General features: G+C 66.9%; 11 protein-coding genes. 8 read left to right on the top strand and 3 right to left on the bottom strand.

Features of this window, described 5'->3' with window-relative positions:
• The first annotated feature begins 193 nt into the window (after positions 1 to 193).
• Complete coding sequence (locus AC1RHV_RS15395) at positions 194 to 700, top strand: hypothetical protein (protein WP_054454952.1); 507 nt, start codon at positions 194 to 196, stop codon at positions 698 to 700.
• Between the two features lie 56 nt (positions 701 to 756).
• Here AC1RHV_RS15395 and AC1RHV_RS15390 read toward each other — a convergent pair whose 3' ends face one another.
• On the bottom strand, positions 757 to 2,094 hold the full coding sequence (locus AC1RHV_RS15390) for a DUF3100 domain-containing protein (protein WP_054454954.1): 1,338 nt from the start codon (positions 2,092 to 2,094) through the stop codon (positions 757 to 759).
• Between the two features lie 291 nt (positions 2,095 to 2,385).
• Between AC1RHV_RS15390 and AC1RHV_RS15385 the strand changes: the two genes are divergently transcribed.
• The 4 genes from AC1RHV_RS15385 to AC1RHV_RS15370 all read left to right on the top strand — a co-directional run bounded on the left by AC1RHV_RS15385 (position 2,386) and on the right by AC1RHV_RS15370 (position 6,106).
• A complete protein-coding gene (locus tag AC1RHV_RS15385; RefSeq protein WP_119452184.1) occupies positions 2,386 to 3,321 on the top strand; it encodes a LysR family transcriptional regulator in 936 nt (311 codons plus the stop codon).
• A 76-nt stretch (positions 3,322 to 3,397) separates the two neighbouring features.
• Positions 3,398 to 3,586 carry a DUF2970 domain-containing protein gene (locus tag AC1RHV_RS15380; RefSeq protein WP_492301243.1) on the top strand — a complete coding sequence of 63 codons (189 nt, stop codon included), beginning with the start codon at positions 3,398 to 3,400 and terminating at the stop codon, positions 3,584 to 3,586.
• A 239-nt stretch (positions 3,587 to 3,825) separates the two neighbouring features.
• Positions 3,826 to 5,568 (top strand): nitrite/sulfite reductase, encoded by a 1,743-nt coding sequence (locus AC1RHV_RS15375; RefSeq protein ID WP_054454958.1) that lies wholly within the window; start codon positions 3,826 to 3,828, stop codon positions 5,566 to 5,568.
• Positions 5,561 to 6,106, top strand: a complete 546-nt coding sequence (locus tag AC1RHV_RS15370; RefSeq protein WP_054454960.1) for a DUF934 domain-containing protein — start codon at positions 5,561 to 5,563, stop codon at positions 6,104 to 6,106. The genes AC1RHV_RS15375 and AC1RHV_RS15370 overlap by 8 nt, the downstream gene beginning before the upstream one ends.
• On the opposite strand, the gene AC1RHV_RS15365 is transcribed toward AC1RHV_RS15370, so the two are convergent.
• Complete coding sequence (locus tag AC1RHV_RS15365; RefSeq protein WP_054454964.1) at positions 6,103 to 6,900, bottom strand: IclR family transcriptional regulator; 798 nt, start codon at positions 6,898 to 6,900, stop codon at positions 6,103 to 6,105. The genes AC1RHV_RS15370 and AC1RHV_RS15365 overlap by 4 nt on opposite strands.
• A 102-nt stretch (positions 6,901 to 7,002) precedes the next feature.
• Between AC1RHV_RS15365 and AC1RHV_RS15360 the strand changes: the two genes are divergently transcribed.
• From AC1RHV_RS15360 to AC1RHV_RS15350, 3 genes are read left to right on the top strand one after another with little or no spacing between them, the layout of a single operon-like run.
• Positions 7,003 to 7,986: a Bug family tripartite tricarboxylate transporter substrate binding protein gene (locus tag AC1RHV_RS15360; RefSeq protein WP_119452181.1), complete on the top strand. Its 984-nt coding sequence runs from the start codon at positions 7,003 to 7,005 to the stop codon at positions 7,984 to 7,986.
• Positions 7,987 to 7,996: 10 nt separating this feature from the next.
• Entirely contained in the window at positions 7,997 to 9,514 is a 1,518-nt protein-coding gene (locus tag AC1RHV_RS15355; protein WP_492301240.1) for a class I adenylate-forming enzyme family protein, read from the top strand.
• A complete protein-coding gene (locus tag AC1RHV_RS15350) occupies positions 9,511 to 10,296 on the top strand; it encodes a citryl-CoA lyase (RefSeq protein WP_054454971.1) in 786 nt (261 codons plus the stop codon). Before AC1RHV_RS15355 ends, AC1RHV_RS15350 begins: the two co-directional genes overlap by 4 nt.
• A 62-nt stretch (positions 10,297 to 10,358) precedes the next feature.
• Here AC1RHV_RS15350 and metH read toward each other — a convergent pair whose 3' ends face one another.
• Positions 10,359 to 14,132: a methionine synthase gene (gene metH, locus AC1RHV_RS15345; RefSeq protein WP_492301239.1), complete on the bottom strand. Its 3,774-nt coding sequence runs from the start codon at positions 14,130 to 14,132 to the stop codon at positions 10,359 to 10,361.
• Positions 14,133 to 14,432 lie beyond the last annotated feature (300 nt).

The raw sequence follows: 14,432 nt of genomic DNA, 5'->3' as shown, positions 1-14,432 counted from the left end.
TGGGCAGGCGCAGGGCCGGGAGAACCCGCCGGGCTCCCTGGCCATCACCTGCCCTGGTACGGCGCGGCCCCGAGCCGCGTCGCTAGGCCCCTGACGCGTGCAGGGGCCTTTTTTTCGCCCGGATCGCCCCCAGCTGTTACAGTGAAGTCGGCAGGCGGGCCGATCCGCCGGCCATCACCAGAAGGGGCCCAGCATGAACGTCGCTGCGATCTCCGCCATCCACCGGGCTGATGCGCCCTATCCCGCGCGCTCGGCCGCGCTGGACGCCACCCGCGCATTTCCCGAAACCCAACGCGTGGCCCACGTCCACGCGGCCCGGGCAACGGCTGCCGCCCACGCGCTGCGCGTCGAACGCGACCGCGACAGTCTGCCATTGGCGCTGGCCGTCTTTGACGCCTCGAATGCGGACGCGCTACGCGACCTGCACGCGGCATCGCGCATGCGCCGCGCCGTTGAGGATTTTGCCGCGCAGCCCGACCCCGCGGCCCAGCGCGCCGGCTCCGCCAACGACCTGGGCACCATCGAAGGCCTGATGCCGCTGCAGGCCTACCGCGTCGCGATGGGCAATCCGCAAGTGCAGGAACTGCAGACCGCAGTCGCCATGAAGGCGGCGGGCCTGGGCGTTCCCAAGGTCGCCAACATCGGCGCGACCGAGAATGTCACTGACAACGCGCGCTACCGACCGGGTTTCGCGCCCTGACCAAAAAAAAACCGCCTGACGCATCAGGCGGTTCTTGATTCGGGAGCGAACGGCGATCAGTGGAAGAATTCCGCGATCATGGTCGCGCCCAGGAAGGTGCCGGCGTTGGCGGCCAGGGACACCACCACGATCTTCCAGCCCAGCTTGCGGAACGCCGGCAGGTCCTTGAGGATCGACAGGCCGGCCATGGCCAGGATCACGGTCGTGAACGGCAGGAAGTTCACCTTGCCTACCATGGCGATGATCTGGTCCGAGTACGGCAGCACGCCGGGGCAGCCCGCGGTCATGGCGATCAGCGACAGCACGAACACGGCGGGCAACTTGGGCACCACGCGCAGCACCAGGTCGGTGATGACGACCAGCAGGATGATGATGCCCATGCCCGGCAAGGCGTCGGCAAACGGCACGTTGTAGCCCAGGCGGTTGCCCACCAGCGCGAACAGGCCGCAGATGACATAGGCGGTCAGGCGATCGCCGAAGCCCATCTTGACGCCGTGCGCGGGCGCGTCCTGCGTGACCTCGTCATCAGCGGCGACGGTCTCGGCCTTGCCGCGCGAGAAGCGGCCCAGCACCGGTTCCAGCTTGCCGTACAGGAAGATGGTGGTCGGCAGCGAAATGAACAGCGTGAAGTACACGCCCACCACCGTGGTCAGCAGATTGGCGGCGGCGGCCAGCGCGGCCACCTGGTGCGCGACTTCGGGCGTCTGCTGGGACGCGATCGCGCCCACGCCGGCGGCCATCATGCTGCCCGAGCCCACCCCGGCGCCCATGGCGAGCGAGCGCGGATCGAAGATGTTCAGGCTGGTGATGAAGCCGGCCATCAACGCCACGAACAGCGCGCCGATCACGGTGCCGGTGATGTACTCGGCCATCACGCCGCGGCCTTCGGGCGAGTTCATGCCGTAGCGTTCGCCGATGATGGCCAGGCTGGGCTCGCGGCCCACCGAGAAAGTGGCGCCGATGGCCTCGCGCTTGATGCCCAGCAGCAGCGCCAGCGGCAGGCCGACGGCCATGGTGCCGAAGAAGTGGCCGAATTCCTGGAACACCAGGGCCCAGCCGGCTTCGCGCACCTGCGGCAAGGCGCCGCCCACCATCAGGCCCAGCTTGGCCAGGAAGGGCAGCAGCGCGTATTGCAGATAGCCGCTGATGCGGGTCTGCATGGCGGTGTCGATGTTCAGGCCCGCCGGCAGGCGCTGGCCCAAGGCGGCCACGATGGCGCCGATGAAGATGGCCCACAGCATCGGCTGCAGGATGATCTTGCCCGGGCCTACGTTGAAGGTGGCGCTGCCGATCGCCTCCGAAACGACAACCACCAGCAAGATGGCGGCGAGCATGCGGATGCGCCCGGATAGCGGCATGGAAGGCGCGGCCAGGCTGGCGCTGGCGTGTGACATCGGATTCCCCTGAGTACGTGAATAGTCGTCGTGGCTGCCCGCCGCGATCCCGGCCGGCCGGCGCCCGCAATGGGCGTCGCAGCGCGGCGGCGGCGACGGCGCGCGCAGCAGGGCCGATTTTCGCCGGGGGCCCGGCGCGCAACCATGACAGGGCTGGCGCATAAACGTTGCGTAAAATGCAACGGACAGGCTTTTCCAGGGAAAATTTTGCATGATCTCGATTCATGCAAGGGTAAACCCTAGATTGTATCTGTGGATCTGCCGCCGCACTCCCCGCCACGGAGCCCCGCCATGGACGAAAAACTCGACGCCCGCCGCACCCACTATTTCATGCAGGTCATGAGCCGCGGCTCGGTGCGCGGCGCCGCCGAAGTGCTGGACATGGACCCGTCCGCCGTCAGCCGCGCCATAGCCGCCCTGGAACGCGACTGCGGCATCGCCCTGTTCGAACGCCGCGGACGGGGCGTGGTGCCGACCGACGCGGGCCACATCCTGGCGCGCTACATCAAGCGCCAGCAGGACATCCAGGAGAGCTTCTTCTCCGAGATCGACAGCTTGCGCAAGGCCGAACGGGGACACATAGACCTGGTGCTGGGCGAGGGCTTCGTGGAGCTGATGTTCGAGCGCGTGCTGCCGGGCTACTGGCGCAGCCACCCGGAGGTCACGCTGGACATCGACGTCGCGCGCACCTCGGAGATCGTGCAGCGCATCGTCGATGACCGCGCCTATATCGGACTGGTGTTCCAGCCGCCCAACGACGCGCGCCTGCGCACCCATTATTCGCGGCCCGAACCCATCCGCGCCATCGTGCGCGAGGACCACCCGCTGACCCTGCTGAGCCGTCCCCTGCTGCTGACCGACCTGGCCGAGTATCCCGGCGCGTCCATGCAGGAGGGGTTCGGCGTGCGCCAGCACATCCAGGCCGCCGAAATCAGCGAACAGGTCAGGCTGCGCAACGTGCTCACCACTTCGTCCTTCAAGGCACTGTGGCAATTCGCCGCCGCCGGCATCGGCTATGCGCTGACGCCGCCCATCGCGGTCACGGCCGACCTGCGCGCCCAGCGCCTGGCCAGCCTGCCGCTGGCCAATCCCATCCTCAATCAAGGCAGCCTGCACGTACTGAGCCGCGCCGGCCGCCATGTGTCCCCCGCCGCGCGCGAACTGCTGGACCACATCGTGCGCGGCATCGGCGCCCCGGCCGGTTCGGCGTCTGATACGGTCAGGTAAGGCGGATCTGCATCTGTTTCCCCGACGTCCGGCAGCCTACATTGGCGCTATCCGCCACGACGCCAGGAGAGACAACATGCGTTTCTTGCGCACGGTCAAATCCGTGCTGTGGGGATTCTTCGGCGTGCGCCGCGGGCGCGGCTACGATGCCGACATCGCCAACAACAAGCCGGCGCCATTGATATTGACCGGGCTGCTGATGGCGGCTTGTCTGGTGGTCATTCTGGTGCTGGTCGCGCGCTGGGCGGTGAACGCCGCGTTGTAAATCCACCGTCCCGCAAGAATGGCCGTCCCGCCGCCGGGCCGCCCCAAGGCGGGACAGCCCCCTCGGGGGGCAGCAAGCGCGCGCAAGCGCGCGCAGCGTGGGGGCCCCATTATCTTATTACCAGAATGACTTAGACGGTCGCTACAGCTGCCTGTTACGGTTATGAACCCCTTTCTCCTGCCGCATTGCGCCGGGCGACCGCCGGGATCCAGACCGAGAAGACTTCAAGGGCAGTAGACATGTACGTGTATGACCCCGTCGACCAGCAGCTAGTCGAGCAACGCGTGGCGCAATTCTCCGACCAGACGCGCCGCTTCCTCGATGGCCAACTAACGGAAGATGAATTCCGCGTTTTGCGCCTGCAGAACGGCCTGTACATCCAGCGCCACGCGCCCATGCTGCGCGTCGCCATTCCCTACGGCATCCTGGCGTCGCGCCAATTGCGCACGCTGGCGCACATCGCCCGCAAATGGGACCGCGGCTACGGCCATTTCAGCACCCGCCAGAACATCCAGTTCAACTGGCCCAAGCTGGAAGACGTGCCGGCCATCCTGGCCGAACTTGCCACGGTGCAGATGCATGCCATCCAGACCAGCGGCAACTGCATCCGCAACACCACCACCGACCACTTCGCCGGCGTCGCGCCGGACGAGCTGGTGGATCCGCTGGTTTGGTGCGAGATCATCCGCCAGTGGTCCACGCTGCACCCGGAGTTCGCCTTCCTGCCGCGCAAGTTCAAGATCGCGGTCAGCGGCGCCGTGCAGGACCGCGCGGCCGTGGGCGTGCACGACATCGGCCTGCAAGCCGTCGAACGCGACGGCAAGCTGGGCTTTCGCGTCTGGGTGGGCGGCGGGCTGGGCCGCACGCCCATCGTCGGCAAGCTGATCAATCCCTTCGTCGAATGGCAGGACCTGCTGACCTATCTGCAGGCCGCGCTGCGGGTCTACAACCTGCACGGCCGCCGCGACAACAAGTACAAGGCGCGCATCAAGATCCTGGTCAAGGACCTGACACCGGAAGTCTATGCGCAGCAGGTGGATGAACAGTGGCAGCTCATCAAGGGCGGCCCGGACACCATCACCCAGGAATTCGTCGACAGCATCAAGGCCCGTTTCGTCTGGCCGCAATACGATGCCGCTGCCGCGCAGGACGTGGACAACACCGCCGCGCTGGCCGCCGCCGATCCGCGCTTTGCGCGCTGGCTGCGCACCAACGTGCATCCGCACAAGGTGGCCGGCTATGCCGCCGTCACCGTGTCGCTCAAGCCCACCGGCGTGCCCCCGGGCGACATCACCGCCGACCAGATGGACGCGGTAGCCGACCTGGCCGATGACTATGGCTTCGGCGAACTGCGCGTCTCGCACGAGCAGAACCTGATCCTGGCCGACGTGCGCCGCGCGCGCCTGCACGAGCTCTGGACCACGTTGCAGGCGCTGAACCTGGCCACGCCCAACATCGGCCTGCTGACCAACATCATCGCCTGTCCGGGCGGGGATTTCTGCGCGCTGGCCAATGCCGTCTCCATCCCCGTGGCCGAAGCCATCCAGCGCCAGTTCGACAATCTCGACTATCTCTTCGAGATCGGCGAGCTGGACCTGAACATCTCGGGCTGCATCAACTCCTGCGGCCACCATCACGTGGGCCACATCGGCATCCTCGGGGTCGATAAGGCCGGCGAAGAGTGGTATCAGGTCACCATCGGCGGACGCCAGAACGGCGCCGCCAAGCCGCTGCCCGATATCGAATCCACGCGCGGCGGCGGCGCCGCCATCGGCCGCATCATCGGCCCGTCGTTCGCGCGCGAGCAGGTCGCTGGCGTGGTGGACCGCCTGATCCGCACTTACCTGGGCCTGCGCGACAGCGAAGAGGAACGCTTCATCGACGTGGTGGACCGGGTCGGCATCGACCCCTTCAAGCAGGACGTCTACTCCGATCCCGCCTTCGCCAAACCCGCGCAGCAAGCCGAGGCCGCCCATGTCTGAAATCTATCCGCACGACGCCCCCGGCCCGCACCTGATCCGCAACGGCCGCCTGGAAGCCGACGCCTCGCGCGTCTTCACGCCTGAACCCGAGGTCCCCGCCGAAGGCCAGGTGCCTGGCGACGCGCCGGGCTGGATCGTGCCGCTTTCCGTCTGGAAGACCTCGCGCGCCACCTTGCGCCGCCACCAGCATCCGGTCGCGGTACTGCTTGACCCCGACGCCGACCTGCGCGACCTGGCAGAAGCCGACGGCACGCTGGACCCCGCCGGCATCGCCTTCATCGCCGTCGACTTCCCGGTCTACACCGATGGCCGCGGCTATTCGCTGGCGCAGCTGCTGCGCACGCGCTACCAATGGCAAGGCGAACTGCGCGCGGTCGGCGACGTGATGATCGATACCATCCACTACCAGGCGCGCGTCGGCTTCGACAGCTTCCTGGTCAAGCCTGGCCACGATCCGCACAAGGCCCTGGACGCGTTCAAGACCTTCACGGTGCATTACCAGAAGACCTACCGCGTGCCGACGCCGGCAGCCGCCTAAGCCGCGGGAAACCCCGGCAGCGCCCAGCGCTGCGTCCTGACCTCATCCTGCGCCAACTGGGCGCGGATCAGGTCGGCGATATTGCGCTGGCGCGCCGCCTGCATGCGGCCGATCAGGCTGGACACGCTGACGGCCAGGCGCGGATATCCGCCCGCGTCGCACAAGGCCACGCCCACCCCCAACACGCCCGGCACCGCCGCGTTGCCCACCACCGACCAGCCGCGCCCGCGCGTGTTCTCCACCAGGCGCCGCATCTGCGCCACCGTCATGCCGCCGTAGGCGCGTAGCGCCTGCTCGTTCTGCGCAATTACCTCTTCCGACTCGTCCGGCGGCAGCGCGGCCAATAGCGCCAACCCGGCCGCCCCCACGCCCAGCGGCTGGCGGTGACCCACCGTGACCGCCAGCACCTGCACGGGATAGTTGCCCACTTCACGGTGCAGGCAAAGCGAATCGTTGCCCGCGCGGCAGATGAGAAAAGCGGAATCGCCGCTGACATCGCTGATCTGGCGCAGCACCGGCCGCAGGTCGCGCACAGCCTGCGCATGCGGATCGCCCGCCATCATCACGCCCAGCTCGGCCACGCGCCAACGCGGCGCCTCGGACTCGCGCAAGGCGTAGCCCTCCTGCACCAGAACGTCGAGATAGCGATAGGCCGTGGTCCGCTGCATGCCCGCAGCGCGCGCGATGTCGACCACGTGCATGCCCGCCGCCCCCGCCTGCCGCAGCACGCCCAGCACGCGCAGCCCGCGGCGCAATACGCGCGGCCCCGAGCCTTCGGATTCTGGTTTGTTCATTTTTTGGACAGCTTGCGTTGATGAGGCCCCTATCAAAGCCCAATATGGATCCGGGCAGACGCAGAGCTGTCTAAATATTAGACAAACAGGACGGAGACAACAATGAAGATGCAAAGCAAGCGGTGGGCCGCCGCGGCGGCCGCCCTGGGTGCGCTGCTCGCGGCCCCGGCCCTGGCGGCCAAGCCCTATCCCGAGCGTCCCGTGACGCTGGTCGTCGGCTACGCGGCGGGCGGCGCCACCGACATCGTGGCGCGCCTGATGGCGAAGTCCCTCTCGGAAGAATTGGGCCAGACCATCGTGGTGGAGAACAAGACCGGCGCCAACAGCAACATAGGCGCGGAAATCGTCTCGCGCGCCGCGCCAGACGGCTACACGCTGTATGTGGGTTCCATCGCCAACACCATCAACCGCACGCTGTACAGCCAGCTCAACTATGACTTCGTGAAGGGCTTCGAGCCCGTGGGCCTGCTGGCGACCATTCCGAACATCCTGGTCGTCAACCCCAAGCTGCCGATCAAGACCGTGCAGGAATACGTGGCCTACGCGAAGAAGAATCCGGGCAAGCTGACCTGCGCCTCTTCCGGCAGCGGCTCGTCCATCCACCTGTCGTGCGAGCTGTTCAAGATGCAGACCGGCACCGACATCCTGCACGTGCCGTACCGCGGCAGCGGCCCGGCCGTGGCCGACTTGCTGGGCGGCCAGGTGGATTCCATGTTCGACAACCTGCCCTCGTCGCTGCCGCACGTGCAGGCCGGCAAGCTGCGCGCCATCGGCGTGACCTCGCCGCAGCGCCTGCCCTCCGCGCCCGACACGCCCACGCTGGCCGAATCCGGCCTGCCCGGCTTCGAGGTGGAATCCTGGTTCGGCGTGATGGCGCCGGCCGGCACCCCCAAGCCCGTCGTCGAGCGCTTGAACCAGGCCATCAACAAGGCGCTGGCCAGCCCGGCGCTGCAGGCGTCCTACCAGCAATCCGGCTTCTACGCGCCACAGCAGCCCAACACCCCCGAGACCTACGCCCAGAAGATCGCCAGCGAGATCGACAAATGGGGCAAGGTCGTCAAGAGCGCCAACCTCAAAGCCAACTAGGAACACCAGGATGTACCCGATAGATTTCTTCTTCCGCGCCGCCGAGCAGTATCCGGAGCGCATCGCGCTGGACGGTCCCGAAGGCCAGGTCACTTACTCGCAATTGGCCGCCGATACGCGGGCGCTGGCCGCGGCCTTGCAAGAACTGGATCCCGCGCCGCAGACGCGGGTGGCGATCTGCGCCGGCAACTCCGCGCGGCACATCCTGGCGCTGCTGGCCGTGCTGGCCAGCGGCAAGGTGTGGGTGCCGCTCAACTACCGCAGCACGGAGCGCGAGATCGGGCGCATCCTGGACGCCACCGAGCCGTCCATCGTGATCGTGGACGGCGTGGGCGCGCCGCTGGCGCCTCCGGCCCAGGCGCCGCAAGGCCGCCGCCACATCCATCTGGACGACGCATCGGCGCCGCTGGCGCTGGATAAGCTGCTGGCCCGCTGCGCCGGACGCGAGCCGCAGCGCCACGCGCTACCGCGCGACGCCACCCAGGCCATCAAGTTCACAGGCGGCACCACCGGCCTGCCCAAGGGCGTGATGCAGCCCTACCACGCGTGGAACGCGGGCATCATCAACCAGATCATGAGCTGGGGCCTGACCCACGAAGACCGCTATGTCGTGGCCGCCCCCATCACGCACGGCACCGGCACATACCTCTTGCCGGTGCTGGCGCGCGGCGGCGCCCATCTGCTGTTGGATGGCGTCACGCCGGCCAGCATCACCGCCGCCTTCCGCGAGCGCGGCGGCACGCTGAGCTTCATGCCGCCTACCCTGATCTACATGATCATGGCGCAGCCCGGCGTATCGCGCGCCGACTTCCCGCGGCTGCGCAACCTGATCTACGGCGGCGCGCCCATGCCCGTGGAAAAGATCGATCGGGCGCGCGAATTCTTCGGCCCTGTGCTGGGCACCACCTACGGCCAGACCGAGGCGCCGCAGATCATGACGGTGCTGCGCCCCGCCGACCTGGAAGCGCCGGAGAACCGCGCCTCGGTCGGACGCGTCACCTGGCTCAGCGACGTGGCCATCATGTCGCCCGACGGCGCGCTGCTGCCGCGCGGCGAGATCGGCGAGGTCGTGGTGCAGGGCGACCTGGTCATGTCGGGCTACTGGCGCCTGCCCGAAAAAACCGCCGAAACGGTGGTGGACGGCTGGCTGCATACCGGCGACACCGGCCTGATCGATGCGCGCGGCTATCTGTTCCTGAAGGACCGGCTGCGCGACGTGATCATCACCGGCGGCTTCAACATCTACCCGGTGGACGTGGAGAATGCGCTGTCCGCGCATCCCGCCGTCTACGAGTGCTCGGTGTTCGGACTGCCCGACGACAAGTGGGGCGAAGCGGTCCACGCCGCCGTGCAGTTCCATCCCGGCTCGCAGGCCAGCGCGGACGAGTTGAAGGCGCACGTGCGCGCCCTGCTCGGCCCCGTGGCCACGCCCAAGCAATTCCACATCCATGACAGCCTGCCGCGCTCCAGCGTGGGCAAGGTACTGAAAAACGCCGTGCGCGACGCGGCCCTGAAGGAGACCTCATGAAAACGCCCGAAACCCGCCTCTGCGCGCATCACCTTACCGGCATGTCCTACCGCGACGTGGATCTGGTCGAAGACCTGATCGGCAAGAAGACCTTCACCGAAGTCATGATCATGCAGATCCTGGGCCGCGAGGCGCGCCCGGTGGACCTGCGCATCGTCGACGCGGTGCTGGTCACGCTGATGGAGCATGGCCTGACGCCCAGCGCCATCGCCACCCGGCTGATCTACATGAGCGCGCCGGAAAACCTGCAGGGCGCGGTGGCGTCCGGCCTCATGGCGGTAGGCAGCCAGTTCGTCGGCACCATGGAAAACTGCTCGCGCCTGCTGGACCGCATCCGCCAGGCCGACGACGGCCGCGCAGAAGCCCTGGCGATCGCCCGCGAGTTCCGTGAATCGCGCAGCGCGTTACCCGGCTTCGGCCACCATCTGCACAAGCCCGACGACCCACGCTCGATCAAGCTGCTGGCGCTGGCCGAGGCCGAACCGGAACTCAAGGGCGACTCGCTCAAGGCGCTGCGCCTGCTCTCGGCCGCGATCGACGAGACCTACGGCAAGCACATCACCATCAACGCCACCGGCGCGGTGGCCGCGCTGCTCAGCGAGATCGGCGTGCCGACCGAACTGATGCGCGGCTTCGCCGTCATTTCGCGCGCGGCCGGCCTGGTGTCGCACGTGGCCGAGGAACAGCAAAGTCCATCGGGACGCTACATCTGGGAAACCATAGACCAGGCCATTCCCTATGTGGGCAAAGGCAAGACGCATCAAGACGGAGAGCAGGCGTAACGGCGCAGCCGCATGGACGGGGGAATGGCCAGCGAGTACGCCTGACCGCTCCCCCGCAGCGCTCAACCCAGGTTCGGCGCCAGGGTACGCTTCAGGTCTTCGATGCTGCGGCCACTGCGGGCGGCGTAGTCCTGCAACTGGTCTTCGCCGATCACGCCCACGTTGAAGTACTGCGACTGCGGGTGGCTGAAGTAGAAGCCGGACACGCTGGAGGCCGGGTACATGGCATAGCTGTCGGTCAGCATCATGCCGATATCGGCGCCGTCCAGCACGCGGAACATGTCGGTCTTGATGACGTGTTCGGGGCAGGCCGGGTAGCCGGGCGCGGGGCGGATGCCCACGTACTTCTCGGCGATCATGTCGTCGTTGGACAGGGCTTCGTCTGGCGCATAGCCCCACAGATCCTGGCGCACGCGGGCATGCAGGCATTCGGCGAAGCCTTCGGCCAGGCGGTCGGCCAGCGACTTCAGCATGATGCTGGAGTAGTCGTCCAGGGCCTTTTCGAATTCCGCTTCCTTCTTTTCGATGCCCAGGCCCGCCGTGACGGCGAACATGCCGATGTAGTCCAGCTTGCCGCTGGACTTGGGCGCGATGAAATCGGACAGGCACTTGTTGCTGACGCCTTCGCGCTTGGCGCCCTGCTGGCGCAGATTGCGGTAAGTGAACAGCACTTCGCTGCGGGTCTCGTCCTTGTAGACCTCGATGTCTTCGTCGTTGATGCTGTTGGCCGGATAGAAGCCCACCACGCCGTTGGCGGTGAGCCAGCGGCCTTCGATGATGCGCTTCATCATGGCCAGGCCGTCGGCGTAGACCTTGCGCGCCTGCTCGCCCACGACCTTGTCGTCCAGGATGGCGGGGAACGGGCCGAACAGGCTCCAGGTCTGGAAGAACGGGCCCCAGTCCACGTACTTGGCGATTTCGGCCAGGTCGTAGCTCTTGAATGTGCGGCGGCCGATGAACTTCGGGCGCGGCGGCGTGTAGTTGTCCCAGTCGATCGCGGGACGCGAGGCGCGCGCTTCCGCCAGCGGCAGGATGGGCGTGGCCTTGCGGTTGGCGTGGCGGCGGCGCACCTCTTCGTATTCCTCGGCCAACTCCGCCAGATACGTTGCGGACTGGTCCGACATCAGGTTCGTCGCCACGCCCACGGAACGGCTGGCGTCCGGCACGTAGATCACCGGGCCTTCGTAGTTGGGCGCGATCTTGACGGCGGTGTGCACGCGGCTGGTGGTGGCGCCGCCTATCATCAGCGGCAGCTTGCGGCTGCGGAAGTACTCGTCGCGCTGCATTTCGCTGGCCACGTAGGCCATTTCTTCCAGGCTGGGCGTGATCAGGCCGGACAGGCCGACGATGTCGGCGTTCTCTTCCTTGGCCTTTTCCAGGATCTGGGCGCAGGGCACCATCACGCCCATGTTCACGACTTCGAAGTTATTGCACTGCAGGACCACCGATACGATGTTCTTGCCGATGTCGTGCACGTCGCCCTTGACGGTGGCGATGACGATCTTGCCCTTGGCGCGCACGTCGCCGCCCGCGGCCGCGATCTGGCGCTTTTCTTCCTCGATGAAGGGAATCAGGTGGGCCACGGCCTGCTTCATGACCCGGGCCGACTTCACCACCTGCGGCAGGAACATCTTGCCTTCGCCAAACAGGTCGCCCACCACGTTCATGCCGTCCATCAGCGGGCCTTCGATCACTTCGATCGGACGGCCGCCGCGCGCGGCGATCTTCTGGCGCGCTTCCTCGGTGTCCTCGACGATGAAGGCGGTGATGCCGTGCACCAGCGCATGCGACAGGCGCGCCTCGACCTCGGCATTACGCCAGGTCAGGTCCTCTTCCTTCTTGGCGCCAGAGCCCTTCACGCTGTCGGCGAACTGCACCAGGCGCTCGGTCGGGGTGCGCTCGTCGTCGGCTTCCGTCTTGCCCACGGGCTCGGCGCGGTCCAGCACCACGTCCTCGACCAGGTCGCGCAGCTTGGGATCCAGGTCGGCGTACACGCCCAGCTGGCCGGCGTTGACGATGCCCATCGTCATGCCTTCCTTGACGGCGTAATAGAGGAACACCGTGTGGATGGCCTCGCGCATGGGCTCATTGCCGCGGAACGAAAAGCTGACGTTGGACACGCCTCCCGAGATGCGGGCGTAGGGCAGGTTCTCGCGGATCCAGCGCGTGCCTTCGATGAAGTCCACGGCGTAGTGGTTGTGTTCGTCGATGCCGGTGGCGACCGCGAAGACGTTGGGATCGAAGATGATGTCTTCCGGCGGGAAGCCTTCTTCCTCGACCAGGATCTTGTAGGCGCGGCCGCAGATTTCCTTGCGGCGCTCCAGCGTGTCGGCCTGGCCCTGTTCGTCGAACGCCATCACCACCACGGCCGCGCCGTAGCGGCGGCACAGGCGCGCATGGTGGCGGAAGGGCTCCAGCCCTTCCTTCATGGAGATCGAGTTCACCACGGGCTTGCCCTGCACGCACTTCAGGCCTTCTTCGATGACTTCCCACTTGGAGCTGTCGATCATGATCGGCACGCGCGCGATGTCGGGCTCGGAGGCGATCAGGTTGAGGAAGCGCCGCATGCAGGCCACCGAATCCAGCATGGCCTCGTCCATGTTGATGTCGATGATCTGCGCGCCATTCTCGACCTGCTGGCGGGCCACGGCCAGCGCCTCGTCGTATTTCTCTTCGCGGATCAGGCGGGCGAACATCTTGCTGCCCGTCACGTTGGTACGTTCACCGACGTTGACGTACAGCGTGTCTTCGTCGATGTTCAGCGGCTCCAGGCCCGACAGGCGGGTCTTGACCGGAATGTCCGGCACGGCGCGCGGAGTCAGCGACATGACCTTGGCCGCGATCTCGCGGATGTGGTCCGGGGTGGTGCCGCAACAGCCGCCCGACATGTTGACCAGCCCGGCCCGGGCGAATTCCTCCAACAGCGCCGAGGTATCGGCCGGGGTTTCGTCAAAGCCGGTCTCGGCCATGGGATTGGGCAGGCCGGCGTTCGGATAGACGCAGACGTAGGTGTCGCAGATGCGGGCCAGCTCGGCCACGTAGGGCCGCATCAGCGCCGCGCCCAGCGCGCAGTTCAGGCCGATGGTGATGGGGCGCGCGTGGCGCACCGAGTTCCAGAAGGCTTCCACGGTCTGGCCGGACAGGATGCGCCCGGACGCGTCGGTCACCGTGCCCGAGATCATCACGGGCAGGCGCACGCCGCGCGCCTCGAACACTTCCTCGGTGGCGAAGATGGCCGCCTTGGCGTTCAGGGTGTCGAAGATGGTTTCGATCAGGACGATGTCGATGCCGCCGTCCAACAGGCCGTTGAGCTGCTCCACATAGGCGACGCGCAATTCCTCGAAGGTGACGTTGCGCGCGCCCGGATCGTTCACGTCCGGCGAGATCGACGCGGTCTTGGGCTGCGGTCCCAGCGCGCCGGCCACGAAGCGCGGCCGCTCGGGCGTGCTGTAGGCGTCACAGGCCTCGCGCGCCAGGCGCGCGGACACCAGGTTCAGTTCGTAGGCCAGTTCTGGCAGTTCATAGTCGCCCTGCGCGATGGTGGTGGCGCCGAAGGTGTTGGTCTCGATGACGTCGGCGCCGGCTTCCAGGTACTGGCGATGGATCTCGGAGATCACGTCCGGACGCACCAGCGACAGCAGCTCGTTGTTGCCCTTGACGTCCTTGCCGTGGTCGGCGAAGCGCTCGCCGCGGAAATCCGCCTCGCCCAGCTTGTAGCGCTGGATCATGGTGCCCATGGCGCCATCCAGGATCAGGATGCGCTTGCCCAGCAGGCGGGCGAATTCGCTGCCGTGGGTATAGGCTTCGGGCGGGTAAGGCAGGCGGGGATACGACACGGGCAGGTCCGGATGGAGTTGGCGATGGCGGCGCTATGTGGCGAAAAAGCGAAAAACGCCGCAAAAACAAGCCCTGATCGTAACAAAATGGGCCTATCCGCGCCTCCCGGTGATACAGTTTCGGCCCCGAACCGGTGCTTTCGGCGCACTGGGCAGGCAAGAACGCAACACTTGCCAGCCGCGCGCGAAAGGTAAACGGGAAACAGGAAGAACCTCCCAGGACTGCCGCCCCACAAGGCGCCGGCAAACCCTGGCTCCAGCCTGTGCTGCCCCCGCAACGGTCCCCATGCGCGCAATGCG

It is taken from the genome of Achromobacter sp. GW823-FHT04E03 (genome assembly GCF_058796095.1).
This window is presented reverse-complemented; position numbering and strand designations above follow the sequence as displayed.

Coding starts and splice junctions, on each gene's coding strand:
- AC1RHV_RS15395 (WP_054454952.1), top strand. CDS start 194: ATGAACGTCGCTGCGATCTCCGCCATCCACCGGGCTGATGCGCCCTAT.
- AC1RHV_RS15390 (WP_054454954.1), bottom strand. CDS start 2,094: ATGTCACACGCCAGCGCCAGCCTGGCCGCGCCTTCCATGCCGCTATCC.
- AC1RHV_RS15385 (WP_119452184.1), top strand. CDS start 2,386: ATGGACGAAAAACTCGACGCCCGCCGCACCCACTATTTCATGCAGGTC.
- AC1RHV_RS15380 (WP_492301243.1), top strand. CDS start 3,398: ATGCGTTTCTTGCGCACGGTCAAATCCGTGCTGTGGGGATTCTTCGGC.
- AC1RHV_RS15375 (WP_054454958.1), top strand. CDS start 3,826: ATGTACGTGTATGACCCCGTCGACCAGCAGCTAGTCGAGCAACGCGTG.
- AC1RHV_RS15370 (WP_054454960.1), top strand. CDS start 5,561: ATGTCTGAAATCTATCCGCACGACGCCCCCGGCCCGCACCTGATCCGC.
- AC1RHV_RS15365 (WP_054454964.1), bottom strand. CDS start 6,900: ATGAACAAACCAGAATCCGAAGGCTCGGGGCCGCGCGTATTGCGCCGC.
- AC1RHV_RS15360 (WP_119452181.1), top strand. CDS start 7,003: ATGAAGATGCAAAGCAAGCGGTGGGCCGCCGCGGCGGCCGCCCTGGGT.
- AC1RHV_RS15355 (WP_492301240.1), top strand. CDS start 7,997: ATGTACCCGATAGATTTCTTCTTCCGCGCCGCCGAGCAGTATCCGGAG.
- AC1RHV_RS15350 (WP_054454971.1), top strand. CDS start 9,511: ATGAAAACGCCCGAAACCCGCCTCTGCGCGCATCACCTTACCGGCATG.